The sequence below is a fragment of the Kitasatospora albolonga genome, from assembly GCA_002082585.1.
Taxonomy (GTDB): Bacteria; Actinomycetota; Actinomycetes; order Streptomycetales; family Streptomycetaceae; genus Streptomyces; species Streptomyces stephensoniae.
This window is the reverse complement of record CP020563.1, coordinates 6,885,401-6,903,524: the sequence shown is the minus strand read 5'-3', so window position 1 is coordinate 6,903,524 and position 18,124 is coordinate 6,885,401. Positions and strand designations below refer to the sequence as shown.

The window sequence follows — 18,124 nt, the reverse complement described above, 5'->3', positions numbered from 1 at the left end:
GTCCGTAAACTCCGTGATCATGACCATCGAAACGGTTCAGGCCGACCCGTCCGCCCTCGGCGGCCCCGCTCTCTTCGACACCATGTCCACCATGCGCGCCATGCGCCGCCTCAAGCCGGACGCCGTGCCGGACGAGACGATCGACCAGCTCATACAGGCCGCCGTCTGGGGTCCCAGCGGCGGCAACATGCAGTGTTACGAGTACGTCGTGGTGACCGACCGCGAGGTGATGGCGCGGCTCGCCCCGCTGTGGAAGCGGTGCGTGGACTCCTACCTGGCGACGACCGGGAAGTACGCGCCGAAGGGCATGGACGAGGCGGCGTACGGCCGGATGGTCGCCGCGATCGAGTACCAGCGCGACCACTTCGCCGACACCCCGGCGCTGATCGTGCCGTGCTACCGCTTCCCGGCGCCGCGCCTGGACGAGGAGGGGCTGATCGCCTCCGCGCAGGCGCTCGGCCCGGCCGCGACCGAGCGGATGATGACCTCCCAGGTGCGGTTCCAGGCGCTGGCGGAGGGCTCCTGCGTCTACCCGGGCGTCCAGAACCTGCTGCTCGCCGCACGGGCCCTCGGGCTCGCGGCGAACATCACCATCTGGCACCTGTTCCTGGAGCAGGAGTGGAAGCAGGAGCTCGGCATCCCGGAGGACATGGCGACCTTCGCCGCCATTCCGGTGGGGTGGCCGCTGGGCAACTTCGGGCCGGTGCGGCGCCGCCCGGTGGCGGACGTCATCCACCGGAACCGCTGGTAGCGAAAACCGGGGCCCTCGCCCCCGGCCACCGACGACGGAGGCGGGGCCGATCGGCCCATCACCCACCCTGTCGGGTGATACACCCCGTCACCCGACAGGCCCTAATTGCCCGTCAACTGACTTACACGGCAAGCGAGTTGGCCGACACGCCGCCATCCGGCGTTCATTGTCATGCCCCTCTCACCTCGCTAGCCTGGGTGCGCTCGCAGCCCCTCGGCCCCCCACCCCGGACCGAGGGCTTCTCTCTTCTCGCCCCGGATCTCCCCACAGAGCAGGAGCACCCATGCCCCCAAGCCCCGTCGCCCGCGCCCGGTCCCGCGCCTCCGTCCTGGCGGCGCTCACGGTCACGGCCCTCGTCGCCACCGGCCAGCCGGCGACCGCCGCCCCGGCCCCGCCCGCCGCCGACCCGCTGAACCGCGCCTTCGACCGGGCCGCGCGGGAGTACGGCGTACCGCGCGATCTGCTGGCCGCCGTCGGCTACGGCGAGAGCCGGTTCGACGGCCACGCGGGGCTGCCCAGCCAGGCGAACGGCTACGGTGTGATGCACCTGGCGAGCAACCCCGAGAACCGCTCCCTGGAGAAGGCCGCCGCGCTGACCGGCGAGCCGGCCGACCGGCTGCGCCGGAACACCGAGGCCAACATCCTCGGCGGCGCCGCCGTCCTGCGCGACCACGCCGACCGGCTCGGCCTGGACCGCGCGGAGCGGCGGGACGTGAACGCCTGGTACCCCGCGGTCGCCCGGTACAGCGAGGCCGAGGGCCCGGCCGCCGCGCTCTACGCCGACACCGTGTTCACGTTCCTCGCCGAGGGGCTGAACGCGACGGCGCCCGGCGGCGAGAGAGTACGGGTCCCCTCCCGCCCGGTCGCCCCGGACAAGGACGAGGTGCCCGCCGCCGGGGTCTTCGCGCAGAGCCCCGACTACCCCTCCGCGCGCTGGGTCCCCGCCTCCTCGCAGAACTACGCCACCGGCCGGACCGCCGCCATCAACAAGGTGGTCGTCCACGTCACGCAGGGCTCGTACGCCGGTGCCATCAGCTGGTTCCAGAACCCGGCGGCCCAGGTCAGCGCCCACTACGTGATCCGGTCATCGGACGGCGAGATCACCCAGACGGTGCGCGACTCCAACACGGCGTGGCACGCCCGCAGCGCCAACTCCTCGTCCATCGGCCTGGAGCACGAGGGGTACGTCAACAACCCCGCGTGGTTCACCGATGCGATGTACCGCTCCTCCGCCGCGCTGACCGCCCACCTCAGCGCGCGCTACGGCATCCCGAAGAACCGGACGCACATCGTCGGGCACAGCGAGGTCCCCGGCAACGACCACACCGACCCCGGGGTGCACTGGGACTGGAACTACTACATGCAGCTGGTCGGGGGCGGCCCCGGCACCCCGGGCGACAGCCTGACCTTCCCCTCGTACGCCCTCCAGCAGTCGGGTTCCTCGGGCCCGCAGGTGAAGGCGGTCCAGCTGCTGCTGAACGCCCAGGGGTACGCGGCGGGCACCGCCGACGGCATCTTCGGCCCGTCCACCAAGAGCGCCACGCAGGCGTTCCAGCGGGCCCGCTCCCTCACCGCCGACGGCGCGGTCGGCCCGAAGACCTGGACGGCCCTGCTCTCCGCCGGTACGACGCCCGCTCTCGCGCGCGGCAGCTCCGGCGACGCGGTGAAGCGCCTCCAGCGCGCCCTGACGGCGGCGCTCGGCAGCACCGTGGGCGCCGACGGCAGCTTCGGCCCGACCACGGAGACGGCGGTACGCAGCTACCAGAGCAGCCGGGGCCTGAGCGTCGACGGCAAGGTGGGCCCGGCCACCTGGGGTGCGCTCCAGGCGGGGCGCTGAGCGGGGAGGACAGGACCGGGTGCCGGTGCGGCCGGGGACAGCCCCCGCGCACCGGCACCGGGATCACTCCGAACCGGCCGGGTACCCGATCTCCTCGATGTCCCCGGCCAGCTCCGCGGCCACCCGCTCCGGGTTCAGCGCGGCGACGACCTCGTCCGTCAGGGGGCGCAGCGCGTAGACATGGCGTACGGCTTCGAGGTCGACCGGGACCTCGAAGTACTCCTCCGCCCACTCCTGGTAGGACTCCGGGGTGCCCGTGACGAGGAGCTGGAAGAGCCAGTCCGCGCCGTCGGAGTCCTCGCCGTCCTCCGGGAACTCGATGTTCCCCGCCCGCCAGCGGTCGTCGGTGCTCTCGCGCCAGAGGCAGGCGGTGACCACCGGCACGCCGGACTCGTCGGTGAACGCGGGCTCGTCCACGTACGCGCGGAAGACGGCCGGGACCTCGTCGAGGACGCCGGGCCAGGGGGCGTCGTCCACGTACGGGCTCATGGGCGACTCGTGGTCGAAGCCGCGGGCGTACGCCCCGGCGGCGGAGAAGACCACGGAGTACTCGCCGCCCGACCCGTCCCGCATCGAGGCCATCGTCTCGGTGGGCGACCAGTGCGCGTCGAAGCTGTGCCAGCGGTCGCCCCATTCGGGGCAGAGGATCGCGTCCAGCATCGCCAGGGAGCGGCAGAGGTCGTTGAGGGGGGATATGCCCGGCAGTCGGCGGGCAACGTCGTGAACGCTCATACGCTCATCCAACCGCACCCGGCGCTCCCGGTATTCACGTGCACCCCCGGGTGCGGTCCGGGCAGACTGCCGTGATGGACGCCGGTCTCCCGCTCATTCCCCGCACCCCGCCCCGCAGACGCGCGCTGGAGCATGTCGCCGCCCTGTCCTCGGGCGCCCCGCTGGACGCCGGGCCGCGGGTGACGCTGAACTTCCACCCCGACCGTACGGTGGCGGGGCGGCCGGTCCTCGAACGGCTGGGCGAGGACGGGCTGTACGTCTCCCAGTTCGTGACCGGCACCGGCAACGGCGGGCTCACCGCGTACCCCGGCGGTGACCGGTGGCGCTGGGAGAGCCGGATGTTCGGCGGCGCGTACGACCGGGCGGACCCCGGCGAGCGGCCCGTCTACGGGGCGCTGGACGTCCGGCGCTCCCCCTTCGGTGCGGCGCCCCGGTTCGGGTCGGCGCACTTCCGGCTGACGGCGGACGTCCTCGGCTCGGCCACGTTCTGCTACCCGGACAGCGCCGCGGAGCCGGTTCACTTCGGGGTGGCGGCCAGGATGTCGGGGCTCGTCGAGCTGGCGGCGGCGGACCGCCGTGACGCCCTGGACGACTACATCGAGGCGCAGCTCCACGCTCCCGTCCGGCTGGGGAGGGATGTGGAGGCGCTGGTGCTCGACCCGGTGTACCGGGGGACGGCGGTGGAGGCCGCGGCCCGTGGGCTGCCGTGTCCGGTGGAGTGGCACGGGGGGTTCCGGCTCGGGGTAGAGGAGCTGCGCCGCCGTCCCGGCTTCCGGGGTGCCGCGTACGTCGAGCTCGGGGCGGCGCTCGCGGTCGACGGGTTCCTGGACGCCCGGATCATCGGTGACGCGGTGCGCGCCGGGCGCCATGCGGAGCAGGACCTCAAGAAGGTGTGGCATCTGCTGGCCCGGTTCGGGCGTGCGCCGGGCGCCGTTCCCGCCGGGGGCTGACGCGGGAGGGCCGGGCCCGCCCGGCAGGAGGCCCGGCCCGGGTGTCTCAGGCCACCGATACGAGCGGCTGTCCGCTGCTGTCGTGGTGGATGGGGGTGTGGGCCCCGGTGAGCGGTGTGCCGCTGCCGCCGCGCCGCACGGCGACGATCTCGGCGGCGATGGACAGGGCCGTCTCCTCCGGCGTACGGGCGCCGAGGTCGAGGCCGATCGGCGAGTGCAGCCGGGCCAGTTCGCGGTCGGTGAGGCCGACCTCGCGCAGCCGGTCGTTGCGCTGGAGGTGGGTGCGGCGCGAGCCCATCGCGCCGACGTAGGCGACGGGGAGGCGCAGGGCGGCCTCCAGCAGGGGGACGTCGAACTTGGCGTCGTGGGTGAGGACGCAGAGCACCGTACGGGCGTCGGTCTCGGTCCCCTCCAGGTAGCGGTGGGGCCATTCGACGACGATCTCGTCGGCCTCGGGGAAGCGGGCGGCGGTGGCGAAGACCGGGCGGGCGTCGCAGACGGTGACCCGGTAGCCGAGGAACTTCCCGGCCCGCACGAGTGCGGCGGCAAAGTCGATGGCGCCGAAGACGATCATGCGGGGCGGCGGGACGCTGGACTCGACCAGGAGCTGGATCGGCCGGCCGCAGCGGGAGCCCTGCTCGCCGATGGCGAGCGGTCCGGTGCGGCCCGCGTCCAGCAGGGCCCGGGTCTCGGCCGCGGCGGTCCGGTCCAGTGCCGGGTGGCCGCCGAGCCCGCCCTCGTAACTCCCGTCGGCCCTGACCAGGAGCGGGAGTCCGAGCAGTTCGTCGGGGCCCTCCGTGACCCGGGCCAGGGCGGCCGCCGTCCCCTCGGCGGCGGCCGCGAGCGCCGCGGCGAACACCGGGCGGGCGGGGTCGTCCGCCCGTACCGGTGTGACCAGGATGTCGATGACGCCTCCGCAGGTCAGGCCGACCGCGAAGGCGTCCTCGTCGCTGTAGCCGAAGCGCTCGCGGACGGACTTCCCGTCCTCAAGGGCCTGCTGGCACAGTTCGTAGACCGCCCCCTCCACACAGCCGCCGGAGACCGAGCCGATCGCGGTGCCGTCGGCGTCGACGGCGAGTGCGGCGCCCGGCTGCCGGGGCGCGCTGCCGCCGACCGCCACCACGGTGGCGACGGCGAACTCGCGTCCCTGCGAGACCCACCGGTTCAGCTCTTCGGCGATGTCCAGCATGGTGGCGTGTCTCCTTAAGTGAGGGAGGGGAAGGCGGGTCGTCCTCAGTGGACGCCGAGCCAGCTCTCGATCGGGTTGAGGGCGAAGAAGAAGACGAAGATCGCCGTCAGCCCCCACATGAAGGCCCCGACCTCGCGGGCCCGGCCCTGGGCGAGCTTGATGGCGGAGTACGCGATGACACCCGCGGCCACACCGGTGGTGATGGTGTAAGTGAAGGGCATCAGGACCACGGTCAGGAAGACCGGGATGGCCACGGAGCGGTCGCTCCAGTCCACATGGCGGGCGTTCTGCATCATCATCGCGCCGATGACGACGAGGGCGGCGGAGGCCACCTCGGCCGGGACGATCGCGGTGAGCGGGGTGAAGAAGAGGCAGGCCGCGAAGAAGAGGCCGGTGACGACGGAGGCGAGCCCGGTCCGGGCCCCCTCACCGACGCCGGTGGCCGACTCCACGAAGACCGTCTGGCCGGAGCCCGAGGCGACACCGCCGATGACACCGCCGGCGCCGTCGACGAACAGCGCCTTCGACAGGCCCGGCATACGGCCCTTGTCGTCGGCGAGCTTGGCCTCGGTGCCGACACCGATGATGGTGGCCATCGCGTCGAAGAAACCGGCCAGCACCAGGGTGAAGACGATCATGCTGACGGTGATCACACCGACGTCGCCCCAGCCGCCGAACTCGACGTTGCCGAAGAGCGAGAAGTCGGGCGAGGCGACCGCGCCGCCGTCCAGGGCGGGCGGGCCGCTGCTCCACGCCTTCGCCTCGATGTCGACGATCGCGTTGATGACGATGGCGACCACGGTGCCCACGACGATGCCGATCAGGATCGCGCCGGGGATGTTGCGCGCCTGGAGCATGAAGATGAGGAGCAGGGTCACGCAGAAGATCAGGACGGGCCAGCCAGCGAGTTCACCGGCCGGGCCGAGGGAGACGGGGGTCGCCGTGCCCTGGTGGACGAATCCGGCCTTGTAGAGGCCGATGAGGGCGATGAAGAGGCCGATGCCCATGGTGATGCCGTGCTTGAGCGCGAGCGGGATCGCGTTCATGATCATCTCGCGGAGGCCGGTGACCACCAGGAGACAGATCACCACACCGTAGATCACACACATGCCCATGGCCTGCGGCCAGGTCATGTTGGGCGCGACCTGCGAGGCGAGCACACCGGAGACGCTGAGTCCGGCGGCGAGGGCCAGGGGCACCTTGCCGACGAAGCCCATGAGCAGGGTCGTCGCGGCTGCCGCGAAGGCGGTCGCGGTGATCAGTCCGCTCTGGCCGAGGAGGTCGCCGTTGACGTCCTCCCCGCCGAGGATCAGCGGGTTGAGCAGGAGGATGTACGCCATGGCCATGAAGGTCGTGACGCCGCCGCGCACCTCGCGCGCGACCGTGGAGCCTCGTTCGGATATGTGGAAGTACCGGTCGAGCCATGATCTTCCGGCGGGGACGCGCGAGCCGGGGCCCGCGGCCTCCGCGCTGGTCTTCGGTTCCACTGACTGCTGGGTCATGATGCCTGACTCCCAAGGTTCACAGGGGCACCCGCTTGGAGATTCCTGAATGCGGGATTTGGGATGACTGCGACGGCTGCACGACCCGGGGACGGCCGGGACGAACTGTTGAGGCAGATACGGATGTGCCGGAGGCACGAGTCGATCCGTGAGGCGCTGCCGTGCGCGCCGGGGTGTGCCGGTGCACGGCGGAGAACCGCGAGCGGTGCGGTGCTTGGTGTCTCCGGGCGGTGCGGGATGCGGAAAAGTGTGACGTTCTCGGCTCAGCAACACCGCCCGGAGAGTCCGGGGGGGGACCGCTCAGGGGCTGCCGGGTGACGACCGGTGGGAGGTCACCCGGCGGCCGTCAGGAACTGGTGCCGGTGAGGTGCTCGGGGCGTACCGGTGTCCTGTTGAGCTCCAGACCCGTCGCGTTCCGGATCGCCGCGAGGACGGCCGGGGTGGACGACAGGGTGGGGGCCTCGCCGATGCCGCGCAGCCCGTACGGGGCGTGCTCGTCGGCGAGTTCGAGCACGTCGACCGGGATGGTCGGCGTGTCGAGGATGGTGGGGAGGAGGTAGTCCGTGAAGGAGGGGTTGCGCACCTTCGCGGTCTTCGGGTCGACGATGATCTCCTCCATCACCGCGACGCCCATGCCCTGGAGGGTGCCGCCCTGGATCTGGCCGAGGACGGAGAGCGGGTTGAGCGCCTTGCCGACGTCCTGGGCGCAGGCCAGTTCGATGACCTTGACCAGGCCGAGCTCGGTGTCGACCTCGACGACCGCGCGGTGGGCGGCGAAGGAGTACTGGACGTGGCCGTTGCCCTGTCCGGTACGGAGGTCGAACGCCTCGGTGGGCCGGTGGCGCCACTCCAGCTCGATGTCGATGACCTCGTCCTCCAGCACGTCGGCCAGGTCCGCGAGGACCTCGCCGCCGTCGGTGACGACCTTGCCGCCCTCCAGGAGGAGTTCGGCGGTGGCCCAGGCCGGGTGGTAGGTGCCGAACTTGGCGCGGCCGAGCTCCAGGACCTTCTCCCGTACGGCTTCGCAGGAGTTCTTGACCGCGCCGCCGGTGACATACGTCTGGCGGGAGGCGGAGGTCGACCCGGCGGAGCCGACGCGGGTGTCGGCGGGGTGGATGGTGACCTGGTTGACCCCGAGTTCGGTACGGGCGATCTGGGCGTGCACGGTGACGCCGCCCTGGCCGACCTCGGCCATCGCGGTGTGCACGGTGGCGACCGGCTCGCCGTTGATGACCTCCATCCGCACCCGGGCGGTGGAGTAGTCGTCGAAGCCCTCGGAGAAGCCGACGTTCTTCAGGCCGACCGCGTAGCCGACCCCGCGCACGACGCCTTCGCCGTGGGTGGTGTTGGAGAGCCCGCCGGGCAGCGCCCGGACGTCGACGGAGGTGCCGTCGCTGCCCGCCGTCAGCCACTCCTGCTCGGGCGGCAGCGGCCGGGCCTTGACCCGGCGCAGCAGCTCGGCGACCGGGGCCGGTGAGTCGCAGGGCTGGCCGGTGGGCAGCAGGGTGCCCTGTTCCATGGCGTTGAGCTGCCGGAACTCCACCGGGTCCATACCGAGCTTCGCGGCCAGCTTGTCCATCTGCGCCTCGTAGGCGAAGCACGCCTGGACCGCGCCGAAGCCGCGCATCGCGCCGCAGGGCGGGTTGTTGGTGTAGAGGGCGATCGCCTCGATGTCCACGTCCTCGATCTTGTACGGGCCGACCGAGAGCGAGGAGGCGTTGCCGACGACGGCCGGGGAGGCGGAGGCGTAGGCCCCGCCGTCCAGGACGATGCGGCACTTCATGTGCGTGAGCTTGCCGTCCTTGGTGGCTCCGTGCTCGTACTGGAGCTTCGCCGGGTGCCGGTGGACGTGTCCGAAGAAGGACTCGAACCGGTTGTAGACGATCTTGACCGGCTTGCCGGTGCGGAGCGCCAGCAGACAGGCGTGGATCTGCATCGAGATGTCCTCGCGGCCGCCGAAGGCCCCGCCGACGCCGGAGAGCGTCATGCGGACCTTGTCCTCGGGCAGGCCGAGGACGGGGGCGATCTGGCCGAGGTCCGAGTGCAGCCACTGGGTGGCGACGTACAGCTCCACGCCGCCGTCCTCGGAGGGCACCGCGAGACCGGACTCGGGGCCGAGGAACGCCTGGTCCTGCATGCCGAAGACGTACTCGCCCCGGACGATGACATCGGCGCGCTTGGCGGCCTCGTCGGCGTCGCCCCGGATGATCGGCTGGCGGTGCACGATGTTGGGGTGCGGGACGTGGCCGATGTGGTGGTCGTCGCGGCCCTCGTGCACGAGTACGGCGTCGGGGGCGGTCGCCGATGCCTCATCGGTGATGAGGGGGAGCTCCCGGTACTCGATCTTGATCTTGGCGGCGGCGCGGCGCGCGGTCTCCGGGTGGTCGGCGGCCACGATGGCGACCGGCTCGCCGTGGTGGCGGACCTTGCCGTGGGCGAGGACCGGGGTGTCCTGGATCTCCAGGCCGTAGTTCTTCATCTCGGCCGGGAGGTCGTCGTAGGTCAGCACGGCGTAGACGCCGGAGGTGGCGAGCGCCTCGGAGGTGTCGATGGAGACGATCTCGGCGTGCGCGACGGTGGAGCGCAGCGTCTGGCCCCACAGCATGTCCTCGTGCCACATGTCGGAGGAGTACGCGAACTCCCCGGTGACCTTGAGGGTGCCGTCGGGGCGGAGCGTGGACTCGCCGATGCCGCCCTTGGTGGGCGAACCCTGGGTGATCTTGGTGGGCGTTCCGGCCGGTACGGTCTGCGCCTTGACGGGCGTGGCGGCTTCGGGGCGCGGTGCCGTTTCGGGGTGCGTCGTCATGACTGGACCGCCTCTTCCTGGCGGGCGGCCGCGAGGCGGACCGCGTCGAGGATCTTCTCGTAACCCGTGCAGCGGCACAGGTTGCCGGAGAGCGCCTCACGGATGTCCTGGTCGGACGGGGAGGGCGTGTTCTCCAGCAGCTCGTCGGCGGCGACGAGGAGGCCGGGGGTGCAGAAGCCGCACTGGACGGCTCCGGCGTCGATGAACGCCTGCTGGATCGGGGAGAGCTCGACGGCCTCGCCGGTCTGGCCGTCGGTGGGCTTGGACTGCCAGCGCTTGGCCGCGTCCAGGGTGGTGCCGCAGGAGCCGGTGGCGCAGGAGCCGCCGGGGTGGGCGTCCTGGCGGTGCTTGGCGTAGTCGGCCAGGCCCTCGACGGTGACGACCTCGCGGTCCTGGACCTGGCCGGCGGCGACCAGGCAGGCGCAGACGGGGACGCCGTCCAGGCGGACCGTGCAGGACCCGCACTCGCCCTGTTCGCAGGCGTTCTTGGAACCGGGCAGCCCCATACGCTCACGCAGCACGTAAAGAAGGGACTCGCCCTCCCATACGTCGTCGGCTTCCTGAGGACGGCCGTTGACCGTGAAATTGACTCGCATGGTTACGCAGCTCCTTCCAGCGTGCGGCCCGCGCCGCGGTACTGCTCCCAGGTCCAGCCGAGCGTGCGGCGGGCCATGATGCCGACCGCGTGCCTGCGGTACTTCGCCGTGCCCCGTACGTCGTCGATCGGGTTGCAGGCGCCGGAGGCGAGGGCGGCGAACTGCTTGGCGATCGCGGGGGTGATGATCTTGCCGCTCTCCCAGAACCCGCCCTCCTCCAGCGCGGCGTTCAGGAACTCCTCGGCCTCCTTGGCCCGGATGGGCGTCGGGGCGGCGGAGCCGATGCCGGTGCGGACCGTACGGGTCTCGGGGTGCAGGGCGAGGCCGAAGGCGCAGACGGCGATGACCATCGCGTTGCGGGTGCCGACCTTGGAGTACTGCTGGGGCCCGTCGGCCTTCCGGATGTGCACGGCGCGGATCAGCTCGTCCGGGGCCAGGGCGTTGCGCTTGACGCCTGTGTAGAAAGCGTCGATGGGAATCAGCCGCGTCCCGCGTACGGATTCGGCCTCCACCTCGGCCCCCGCCGCGAGCAGCGCCGGGTGGGCGTCACCGGCGGGCGACGCGGTGCCGAGGTTGCCCCCGACCCCGCCGCGGTTGCGGATCTGCGGCGATGCGACGGTGTGCGAGGCGAGCGCCAGGCCGGGCAGTTCGGTGCGCAGGTGCTCCATGATGGAGCTGTACGGCACGGAGGCGCCGAGCCGTACGCTCTCCTGGCCCACCTCCCACTCGGACAGCTCACCGATGCGGTTCAGGTCCAGGAGGTATTCGGGCCGCCGGTGGTCGAAATTGATCTCGACCATCACATCCGTGCCGCCCGCGATGGGCACAGCCGTGGGGTGCTCGGCCTTGGCGGCGAGCGCCTCCTCCCAGCTGGCGGGGCGAAGGAAGTCCATGAGTGGCTCTCTTCTTCTCAATCGGTCGTACACCGGGGCTGGGGACGGCCGGCCCTCGACTGCCTCGTGTGGCTCGTTCATGTGGTGTTCATGTGGTGTGTGGCCCAGTACACAAGCCGGGACGCGGTGGGTGCAGTCACCGAAACACTGAAGGAGTTGGCTGGTCTCCGTCCTCGTCTTGTAGATTCGAACGAATGGCGGGGATCAGTAACCTCGCCGCAATTGACAGGTACCCCTTCCACCCGGTGTCCCCCACCCCTTCCCGGCTTCACCCACCTGCTCCCACCCCTACGGATAGAGATCGGCGGCGACGAGATGCGGCTGCGCGCACTGCTGGAGACCGACGCGCTGGGCCTGCGGCTGCTCGGCGGCCAGGGCGAGCTGGACCGCACGGTCCGGGGCGTCATGACGACCGACCTGCGCGACCCCAGCCGCTACCTCTCCGGCGGCGAGCTGGTGCTGACGGGGCTGGCCTGGCGCCGGGACGCGAGCGACTCCGAGCCGTTCGTCCGCATCCTGGCGGGCGCCGGGGTGGCCGGGCTCGCGGCGGGCGAGGCGGAGCTCGGCGACATCCCGGCCGATCTGGTCGAGGCGTGCGACCGGCACCGCCTCCCGCTCTTCGCGGTGCACGAGACCGTGGCGTTCGCGACGATCACCGAGCATGTCGTGCGCCAGGTCTCCGGCGAGCGGGCGGGCGATCTGGCGGCCGTGGTGGACCGGCACCGCAGGCTGATGACCTCCGGCCCGGCGGGCGGCGGACCGGAAGTGGTCCTGGACCTCCTCACCTCCGACCTGGACCTGCGGGCCTGGGTCCTCTCCCCCACCGGCCGCCAGATCGCCGGGGCGGGCGCCCCGCTGCCCGGACCGCTGGGCGCGACGCTGGCCGGGCACCACCTGGCGGCCACCCGCACCGGGCGCCGGGGCCCGCACCGGGCGGCCGTCGCGGGGACGACGTATTCGCTCTTCCCGATCCGCAACACGGGCCGGGGCGCGGTCCCGGCCGCCCGTGACGTCCGGGAGTCGGTGCTCTCCGACTGGCTGCTCGCCGTCGAGGCGGACGCCTCGGACTGGCCCGCCGCCCGGATCGACCTGCTCCAGGGCGTCACGCAGCTGATCGCGGTGGAGCGCGACCGCCGTGACGCGGCCCGTACGGTACGCCGACGGCTCGCCCAGGAGGTCCTGGAGCTGGTCCAGGCGGGCGCCGCCCCGGCCGAGATCGCCGCCAGGCTCCGGGTCGCCGCCCCGGTCCTGCTGCCGGGCCTGGGGGTGACCCCGCAGTGGCAGGTCGTGGTGGCCCGGGTCGACTGGACCGCCACGGACGCGCCGGGCCCGGCGGGCGTCCCGGGCGACATCGCGGGCGGCCCGGTCGCCCAGGCCCTGCTGGAGGAGATCCTCGTCGACCCGGCGGTCAGCGGCCCCGACTCCGCCGACCGCATCGCCGTCGCCCACACGGGCGAGGAGGCCATCGCGCTCGTACCGCTGCCGGCCGTGCCCGCCCCCCTCCCCGAGACGGTAGACGGCCCCACCGACAACGCTGACCACACCGGCAGCACCGGCACCCCCGCCGCCTCCGCAGCGCCGAAGGCCGGGGACGCCCCGGGTACCGGCCGGGCTCCGGAGCCGGGCGCCGCCCCGGGGACCGGCCGGACTCCGGGAACCGACCGGACTCCGGCGGCTGCCGCGCAGGACCCCGCCCTCCACGCCGACGCGCTGCTCGCCGCCGTACGCGACCCGCTCTCGGCGGGGCTCGCCGACGACGGGCGGCTGACACTGGGTGTCAGCGCGGCCGTGCATTCGGCCGAGGGGCTGCGCGGGGCGCTGGAGGAGGCCCGGCACGCCCGCCGGGTGGCGGCGGCCCGGCCGGGCCGGGTCTGCGCGGCCGGCCACCACGAGCTGGCCTCGCACGTGCTGCTGCTGCCGTTCGTCCCCGACGACGTCCGCCGCGCCTTCACCGCCCGGCTGCTGGACCCGCTGCGCGACTACGACCGGCGCCACCGCGCGGAGCTGATCGAGACCCTGGAAGCCTTCCTGGACTGCGACGGCTCCTGGACGCGCTGCGCGGCCCGGCTCCATCTCCACGTCAACACACTGCGCTACCGCGTCGGACGAATCGAGCAGTTGACGGGCCGTGACCTTTCGCGGCTGGAGGACAAGCTCGACTTCTTCCTCGCCCTGCGTATGAGCTGACCCGTGCGCCCCGCCGAGCGCCGGTGAGCTCCCCCCGTTTGTGAATTCCTTCACCTGACATCGGTCGGACCCCTTGGCCCGGCGTGCCGATCCGTGCTGAGATTCGGCGGTACTCAACAGCACAATGGCGCGCTCGGGGAGGGCAATGTGGCGGATACCGCCATGTCTGGTTCCGGAACGACAGCAGATGACGATCCGCCGCTCCAGACAGCGGTATGGCGGCTGCGGTCCCGCGCCTGCTGGACGGACGCGGCCGCCCTGCTGGAGCCGCACGCGGCGGGCGACCCGGCGGCGGCCCTCCAGCGCACCGCCCTGCTGACCGAACGGTGCCTGTACACCGGCGAGGGCTGGACCGACGCCGAGGACGCGCTGCGGAGCGCGGAGGCACTGGCCCGCACCGACGACGAGCGCGGCGGGGCCGCCTGCGAGCGGGGCCATCTCGCCTACGCCTCCACCCTTCTGGGCGTACGGGACCGGGCCGACGAGGCCAGCGTCGCGCTGAGCCGGGCGGCGGCGCTGCTGGCGCCCACCGCCCCCGGACGGCCGCTGCTGGACTTCCGGCGCGGGCTGATCGCGCAGAACATCGCGGACTCCCCGGAGTCCGCCCGCGCCGCGTACCGCCGGGCGCACGCCGGGGCGGCCACGCGCGGCGACGAGCTGCTGCTCTCCTTCACCTGGCGCCAGCTGGCCTCGCTCGCTCTCCAGGAGGGCGAGCTGGCCGAGGCCCGGCACGGGTTCTCGGAGTCGCTGCGCATCCGGGAGGAGCTGGGCTACCTGGTCGGTACGGCCCCGGCGCTGATCTCCCTGGCGGAGGCGGAGCCCGAACCGGAGGCGGCCCGGCTGCGCGCGGAGGCGGGGCGGCTGTTCCGGCTGCTCGGCGGGGTGCCGACCTGGCTGGCCCCGCACATCGGGGTTCCGGGGCCGCGGCCGGCGGCGGCGAGCTGAGGGACGTACCGCCCGGCGTGCGCGCTGTGCCCGTGCGCCCGTTCGGCCGACCGGCCGGGCGCACGCCGGAGCGGTCACCCGTGACCGTACGCACGCGCCAGGGCGCGCACCCTGGGCACACACGCAGGCGCACGCCCGCGCGCCCCCGGCACTGACCCCGCCAGGCCCAGGCTCAGGCCGACGCCCGACCGGCTCTCAGCCGTCCGCGCCCGTGAAGTGCTCCCGTACGAGGGCCTGGACGACGGCCAGGTCCTGGGCGATCAGGGCGTCGAGCAGCGCGGTGTGCTCGGCGGCGTCCGCCAGCAGGTCGGCCCGGCGGGTGGCGGGGCCCGCGACCAGCGGCCACTGCGAACGGCGGTGCAGCTCGTCGGCGACGGCCACCAGCTGCTCGTTGCCCGCCAGGGTGAGCACCGCCCGGTGGAAGGCCCGGTCGCACTCGGCGTAGCTCGCCCGGTCCCCCACGGCCGCCGCCGCGACCGTGGCGTCGGCCAGCGGACGCAGCGCGCCCCACCGCTCCGCCGGGACGGTGCGGGCCAGCCGCAGCATCACCGGCACCTCGATCAGGGCCCGTACCTCGGCCAGCTCCGCCAGCTCGCGGGGCCCGCGCTCGCTGACCCGGAAGCCCCGGTTCGGCACGACCTCGACGGCCCCCTCGACGGCCAGCTGCTGCATCGCCTCGCGCACCGGGGTCGCGGAGACCCCGAAGCGGGCGCCGAGCGCCGGGGCGGAGTAGACCTGCCCGGGGATCAGCTCGCCGTCGACGAGCGCGGCGCGCAGGGCCTCCAGGATCTGGCCCCGGACGGAGTGACGGACGACACGCGGGGCGGGCGGCTCGCTGTGGGTGTGCTCGCCCCGGGCCGACGCCCCCTCCCGCGAACGGTCGGGGCCCATCTGTTCGGGCACCCGGCCCGCCGCCGGGGCGCCCGCGTACGCGCCGGGCGCGTACGACGGCCGTACGCCCCCACGCGCGCCGCCCTGCTCCGGCCTGATCGACACGACACTCCCTAAGCCATCCGTGCGGGCCGGCTCGCGCGTGCCCGGCCCCCCGTGCACGATAGAAGAAGGAGGCCGCAGTTCAAACATCGATGGCGTCGGGTAAGGTAAGCCTTACCTGCACACGATCCCGATTCGGTGGTCCCTGCATGACCCTCACTCCGCTGCTCGCCGGCGCCGCGACGACGTCCCCCGTGACCGCCGCGTACACCCGCCTGACCGAGGTCTTCCCCGGGCTGCGCGCCGAGGTGCTCGACGAGGGCGTGAGCGCCCCGACGGGCGCCGGCTGGGTCGGCGCGGCCGAGCTGGCCGCGGGCGGTCCGGCCGTGGACACCTTCCTGGCCTGGGACAACGCGCAGGTGCTGCGGGACTACGGGCAGCAGGCCCGCCCCGACGTGGTCGCCAGCTTCGGCCTCCACCGGTATGCCTGGCCCGCCTGTCTGCTGGTCACCGTGCCCTGGTTCCTGCACCGCCGGGTGCCGCGCGTCCCGGTCGGGGACGTCGCCTTCCAGCGGGCCCTGGGCCACATGACCGTACGGGTCCGGGAGTTCGCCTGCCTGCCGGACGACCCGGCGGCGCATCTGCCCGGCGCCCGGGTGGTCCCGGACGAGGCGGCGCTGCGGGCCGAGGTCCTGGCCGCCCTGACCGAGCACCTGGAACCGGTACTGGAGGGGTTCGGGCCGCGTATGCGCCGGGGGAAGCGGGCGCTGTGGGGGATGGCGACCGACGAGATCGTCGAGGGCCTCTGGTACATCGCCCATCTGCTCGGCGAGGAGCGCCGCGCGATGGCCGAGCTGGAGCTGCTGCTCCCCGGCACCACCAAGCCGTACGTCGGCTCCGCGGGCTTCCGTGAGCTGACCGGGCCCGAGGGGCAGTCGCTGCCGACCCGGGACCGGGCGAGCTGCTGCCTCTTCTACACCCTGCGCCCCGAGGACACCTGTGTGACCTGCCCGCGCACCTGCGACGCGGACCGGGTACGGAAGCTCGCCACCGCTTCCTGATCCGCACCGTGTCACACCGCCCGTCCGGATGACGTGGAATCGAACGCAACTCGGTTGGACCGCGCGGCCGTTCGAGAAGATTCCACCCATCGATAACCTCTCCCACCCCCATGGCGTGCTCTTGTCCCGAAACCCCCGGAGCGGGTCGGGAATTCCGTCACGATGGCGCACGAAACGCCCTACGTGACGCAAGGGACCCGCGCATGAGACTGACCGACATATCGCTTGACTGGCTGCTTCCGGGCGCCGTGCTGCTCGTGGGAGTCATGGCGGCGGTGACGGTGGTCGCACGCGGCAAGCGTGCCGCCGGAAAGGCCGCGGCCGACGACTCCTGGGAACGCAGCGAGGAACGGCGCAGGCGCAAGGAAGCGCTGTACGCCACCGCCAGTTACGTCCTGCTGTTCTGCTGCGCGGCCGTCGCCGCCGCGCTCTCCTTCCACGGGCTCGTCGGCTTCGGCCGGCAGAACCTGAACCTGAGCGGGGGCTGGGAGTACCTGGTGCCGTTCGGACTGGACGGCGCCGCGATGTTCTGTTCCGTGCTGGCCGTACGGGAGGCGAGCCACGGAGACGCGGCCCTCGGCTCCCGGCTGCTGGTGTGGACGTTCGCCGGGGCCGCCGCCTGGTTCAACTGGGTGCACGCCCCGCGCGGCATCGACCACGCGGGCGCTCCGCACTTCTTCGCGGGGATGTCCCTGTCGGCCGCGGTGCTCTTCGACCGCGCGCTGAAGCAGACCCGCCGGGCCGCGCTGCGCGAACAGGGCCTGGTGCCCCGTCCGTTGCCGCAGATCCGGATCGTCCGCTGGCTGCGGGCGCCCCGGGAGACCTTCGGCGCCTGGTCGCTGATGCTCCTGGAAGGCGTCCGCACGCTGGACGAGGCGGTGGACGAGGTACGGGAGGACCGCAAGGAGCGGGAGCAGGACCGGGTGCGCCGCCGCGACCAGGCCAAGCTGGAACGGGCCCGTATCAAGGCCCTGAACCGGCAGAACCGGGCCTGGGGGCGCGGCGGCCTGAGGGGCGGCCACCAGGTGGACGTCCAGGCCCTCGCCCCGGCGTCGGGCGGCACGGCGCCGCCCGTCGCGGAGCCCGCCATAGCAGAGCCGGGTCAGCTGCCTCTGCGACCCCGGCCATCCCTGCAAGCCGTCGGCCCGACCCAGCCGACGGACGGTACGAGCTCGAAGGGCCTTGGCCCTTCGAAGCCGGGAAGTGACGCGCGGACCGTCGACCTCACCGCCGAGGACGACACCCAGACACTCCCCCGGCTCGACTCCCTGGAGCAGAAACTGAAGGATCTGGAGCAGCAGTACACGGGTTCATGACCCGCACGCCGTGCGGCGAAGGGGCGTTCACAGCCCTTCGCCGCGCAGCTCGAACCAGACCACCTTGCCCAGGGCCCGCGCCTCGACCCCCCAGGCGTCGGCCAGGCTCCGCACCAGGATCAGCCCCCTGCCGTGCGTACCGTCGTCGGCGTTCGGTACGTACGGCGCGGGCAGGTCCGCCTCGAAGTCCTGGACCTCCACCCGTAAGGCCGCGGGCGTCGCCTCCGCGGTGACCACGGCCCCGTGCCGGGTGTGGATCAGCGCGTTGGTCACCAGCTCGCTCAGCAGCAGCTCCGCCGCCTCGATCTGCTCGGTGCCGGAGCGATGTCGGAGGAACTCCCGCAGCTCGCGCCGGACTTCCCCCACCGCCGACCGTTCCGTATGGCCGACCCTGCGGCGCATCCGGGCCGGCTGCTGCTGCGCCTC

The 18,124-nt window shown here is 73.0% G+C and carries 15 protein-coding genes; 7 read left to right on the top strand and 8 right to left on the bottom strand.

Features of this window, described 5'->3' with window-relative positions; all coding sequences use genetic code 11:
- Positions 1-19: 19 nt before the first annotated feature.
- Together B7C62_30390 and B7C62_30385 are read left to right on the top strand one after the other, a co-directional pair.
- Positions 20-751: a nitroreductase gene (locus B7C62_30390; GenBank protein ARF77440.1), complete on the top strand. Its 732-nt coding sequence runs from the start codon at positions 20-22 to the stop codon at positions 749-751.
- Positions 752-1,034: 283 nt separating this feature from the next.
- Complete coding sequence (locus tag B7C62_30385; GenBank protein ID ARF76100.1) at positions 1,035-2,588, top strand: N-acetylmuramoyl-L-alanine amidase; 1,554 nt, start codon at positions 1,035-1,037, stop codon at positions 2,586-2,588.
- Positions 2,589-2,651: 63 nt separating this feature from the next.
- Here the strand turns inward: B7C62_30385 and B7C62_30380 are convergent, their stop codons facing one another.
- Positions 2,652-3,320, bottom strand: coding sequence for a hypothetical protein (locus B7C62_30380; GenBank protein ARF76099.1), 669 nt, complete (start codon positions 3,318-3,320; stop codon positions 2,652-2,654).
- Between the two features lie 74 nt (positions 3,321-3,394).
- Here B7C62_30380 and B7C62_30375 point away from each other — a divergent pair, with 74 nt between their 5' ends.
- Positions 3,395-4,270, top strand: coding sequence for a hypothetical protein (locus tag B7C62_30375; protein ARF76098.1), 876 nt, complete (start codon positions 3,395-3,397; stop codon positions 4,268-4,270).
- Positions 4,271-4,316: 46 nt separating this feature from the next.
- On the opposite strand, the gene B7C62_30370 is transcribed toward B7C62_30375, so the two are convergent.
- The 5 genes from B7C62_30370 to B7C62_30350 form a co-directional block, all read right to left on the bottom strand.
- Positions 4,317-5,459: an XshC-Cox1-family protein gene (locus tag B7C62_30370; protein ID ARF76097.1), complete on the bottom strand. Its 1,143-nt coding sequence runs from the start codon at positions 5,457-5,459 to the stop codon at positions 4,317-4,319.
- A 44-nt stretch (positions 5,460-5,503) separates the two neighbouring features.
- Positions 5,504-6,961 carry an MFS transporter gene (locus B7C62_30365; protein ARF76096.1) on the bottom strand — a complete coding sequence of 486 codons (1,458 nt, stop codon included), beginning with the start codon at positions 6,959-6,961 and terminating at the stop codon, positions 5,504-5,506.
- A 346-nt stretch (positions 6,962-7,307) separates the two neighbouring features.
- Positions 7,308-9,767, bottom strand: coding sequence for a xanthine dehydrogenase subunit D (locus B7C62_30360; protein ARF76095.1), 2,460 nt, complete (start codon positions 9,765-9,767; stop codon positions 7,308-7,310).
- Positions 9,764-10,363: an oxidoreductase gene (locus B7C62_30355; GenBank protein ID ARF76094.1), complete on the bottom strand. Its 600-nt coding sequence runs from the start codon at positions 10,361-10,363 to the stop codon at positions 9,764-9,766. The genes B7C62_30360 and B7C62_30355 overlap by 4 nt, the downstream gene beginning before the upstream one ends.
- Positions 10,364-10,365: 2 nt before the next feature.
- The gene (locus B7C62_30350) at positions 10,366-11,256 is read right to left on the bottom strand and encodes a carbon monoxide dehydrogenase (protein ID ARF76093.1); all 891 of its coding nucleotides are present in this window, start codon (positions 11,254-11,256) and stop codon (positions 10,366-10,368) included.
- Between the two features lie 315 nt (positions 11,257-11,571).
- Between B7C62_30350 and B7C62_30345 the strand changes: the two genes are divergently transcribed.
- Together B7C62_30345 and B7C62_30340 are read left to right on the top strand one after the other, a co-directional pair.
- On the top strand, positions 11,572-13,443 hold the full coding sequence (locus B7C62_30345; GenBank protein ARF76092.1) for a hypothetical protein: 1,872 nt from the start codon (positions 11,572-11,574) through the stop codon (positions 13,441-13,443).
- A 147-nt stretch (positions 13,444-13,590) separates the two neighbouring features.
- Complete coding sequence (locus B7C62_30340) at positions 13,591-14,388, top strand: hypothetical protein (protein ID ARF76091.1); 798 nt, start codon at positions 13,591-13,593, stop codon at positions 14,386-14,388.
- 195 nt (positions 14,389-14,583) lie between these two features.
- On the opposite strand, the gene B7C62_30335 is transcribed toward B7C62_30340, so the two are convergent.
- Complete coding sequence (locus tag B7C62_30335; GenBank protein ARF77439.1) at positions 14,584-15,378, bottom strand: GntR family transcriptional regulator; 795 nt, start codon at positions 15,376-15,378, stop codon at positions 14,584-14,586.
- Between the two features lie 152 nt (positions 15,379-15,530).
- Between B7C62_30335 and B7C62_30330 the strand changes: the two genes are divergently transcribed.
- Positions 15,531-16,382: an iron-sulfur protein gene (locus tag B7C62_30330; protein ARF76090.1), complete on the top strand. Its 852-nt coding sequence runs from the start codon at positions 15,531-15,533 to the stop codon at positions 16,380-16,382.
- Positions 16,383-16,585: 203 nt separating this feature from the next.
- Positions 16,586-17,698, top strand: coding sequence for a hypothetical protein (locus B7C62_30325; protein ARF76089.1), 1,113 nt, complete (start codon positions 16,586-16,588; stop codon positions 17,696-17,698).
- Positions 17,699-17,725: 27 nt separating this feature from the next.
- Here B7C62_30325 and B7C62_30320 read toward each other — a convergent pair whose 3' ends face one another.
- Positions 17,726-18,100 (bottom strand): hypothetical protein, encoded by a 375-nt coding sequence (locus B7C62_30320; GenBank protein ID ARF77438.1) that lies wholly within the window; start codon positions 18,098-18,100, stop codon positions 17,726-17,728.
- Between the last annotated feature and the right edge of the window lie 24 nt (positions 18,101-18,124).